We start from the raw sequence: 2,496 nt of genomic DNA on the forward strand, positions 1-2,496 counted from the left end.
TTAGTAATTACCGAAGTTTTTGATCCAGCAGCACCAACAGTAGCTATTCCATTAACAGTTAACACACCAGTAACCTTAACCGATGGAACGGTAGTAACTCTAAAACCAGATGGTACTTTGGATATTACACCAGGAACAGGAGTAACCAGTGTAGATTTAGATTATACATTAGAAGATGAAGATGGATTAACAGATGTAGGAAATGTAACAGTAACAGTAAATCAACCACCAGTAGCCGATGATGACACTGCAGTTACCGATCCAGGAACCTTAGTAAATGTAAATGCTTTAGATGGTGATAACGATCCAGATGGAGATAATGCTAACTTAGTAATTACCGAAGTTTTTGATCCAGTAGCACCAACAGTAGCTATTTCATTAACAGTTAACACACCAGTAACCTTAACCGATGGAACGGTAGTAACTCTAAAACCAGATGGTACTTTGGATATTACACCAGGAACAGGAGTAACCAGTGTAGATTTAGATTATACATTAGAAGATGAAGACGGATTAACAGATGTAGGAAATGTAGCAGTAACAGTAAATCAGCCACCAGTAGCCGATGATGACACTGCAGTTACCAATCCGGGAACCTTAGTAAATATAAATGCTTTAGATGGTGATAACGATCCAGATGGAGATAATGCTAACTTAGTAATTACCGAAGTTTTTGATCCAGCAGCACCAACAGTAGCTATTCCATTAACAGTTAACACACCAGTAACCTTAATCGATGGAACGGTAGTGACATTATTACCAAACGGTACTTTGGATATTACACCAGGAACAGGAGTAACCAGTGTAGATTTAGATTATACATTAGAAGATGAAGATGGATTAACAGATGTAGGAAATGTAGCAGTAACAGTAAATCAGCCACCAGTAGCAGATGATGACACTGCAGTTACCGATCCAGGAACCTTAGTAAATATAAATGCTTTAGATGGTGATAACGATCCAGATGGAGATAATGCTAACTTAGTAATTACTGAAGTTTTTGATCCAGCAGCACCAACAGTAGCTATTCCATTAACAGTTAACACACCAGTAACCTTAACCGATGGAACGGTAGTAACTCTAAAACCAGATGGTACTTTGGATATTACACCAGGAACAGGAGTAACCAGTGTAGATTTAGATTATACATTAGAAGATGAAGATGGATTAACAGATGTAGGAAATGTAGCAGTAACAGTAAATCAGCCACCAGTAGCAGATGATGACACTGCAGTTACCAATCCAGGAACCTTAGTAAATATAAATGCTTTAGATGGTGATAACGATCCAGATGGAGATAATGCTAACTTAGTAATTACCGAAGTTTTTGATCCAGTAGCACCAACAGTAGCTATTTCATTAACAGTTAACACACCAGTAACCTTAACCGATGGAACGGTAGTAACTCTAAAACCAGATGGTACTTTGGATATTACACCAGGAACAGGAGTAACCAGTGTAGATTTAGATTATACATTAGAAGATGAAGACGGATTAACAGATGTAGGAAATGTAATAGTAACAGTAAATCAGCCACCAGTAGCTGATGATGAAACAGTTGCCAATGCAACAATCAACACAGCAGTTCTAGTAGACGCCTTAGATGGTGATAATGATCCAGATGGCGATAACGTAAATTTAGTAATCACCGAAGTTGATGGTGCGCCAATCAGTGATGGTAACCCAGTAACCTTAGCAGATGGAAGTGTAGTCACTTTATTACCCGATGGTACATTAAGTGTTACACCAGTAACCGATAGTACAGAACCAATTAGTTTTGTATATACTGTTGAAGATGAAGACGGACTAGAGGATGAAGGACAAGTAGATATTACATTCGATCAATTACCTCCAGTAGCTGATGATGACACTGTCTTGGAAGCAGTAGTAAATACACCTATTCCAGTAGACACCTTAGATGGTGATATTGATCCAGATGGTGATAACACAAATTTAGTAATCACCGAAGTTGATGGTACACCAATCAGTAATGGTAACCCGGTAACCTTAGCAGATGGAAGTGTAGTAACTTTATTACCAGATGGTACATTAAATGTGACTCCGCCAACAGATAGCATTCAACCAATTAGTTTTGTATATACTGTAGAGGATGAAGATGGACTAGAGGATGAAGGTCAAGTTGATATTACTTTTTCTCCATGCCCATTCCCAATGGATACAGATAATGATGGCTTAACAGACTGTGAAGAAACAACAGGAATTGATGATCCAAGCACACCACTTGATCCTTTAGGAACAACAACAGATCCAAATGATGCATGTGATCCAATCGCAAGTAGCCCTTTAACGGATGCAGATGGTGATGGACTTACAGATTGTGAAGAAACAACAGGATTAGATAATCCAAACACACCAGAAGATCCAGCAGGAGCAACAAGTAATCCAAACGATGCATGTGATCCAATTTCAAGTAATTGTTTTCCAGTTGCTAATAATGATGGAGGAACCACAGATCCAGGTGAAGATATTATTATA

The 2,496-nt window shown here is 38.4% G+C and carries 1 protein-coding gene; it reads left to right on the top strand.

Annotated elements, in window-relative coordinates; translation table 11 throughout:
- Positions 1 to 2,496: Ig-like domain-containing protein (locus HNQ90_RS17825; protein WP_221279920.1), on the top strand; the 2,496-nt coding region annotated here is incomplete at both ends.

Source organism: Algibacter amylolyticus (assembly GCF_014202225.1).
GTDB classification, from domain to species: Bacteria; Bacteroidota; Bacteroidia; order Flavobacteriales; family Flavobacteriaceae; genus Algibacter_B; species Algibacter_B amylolyticus.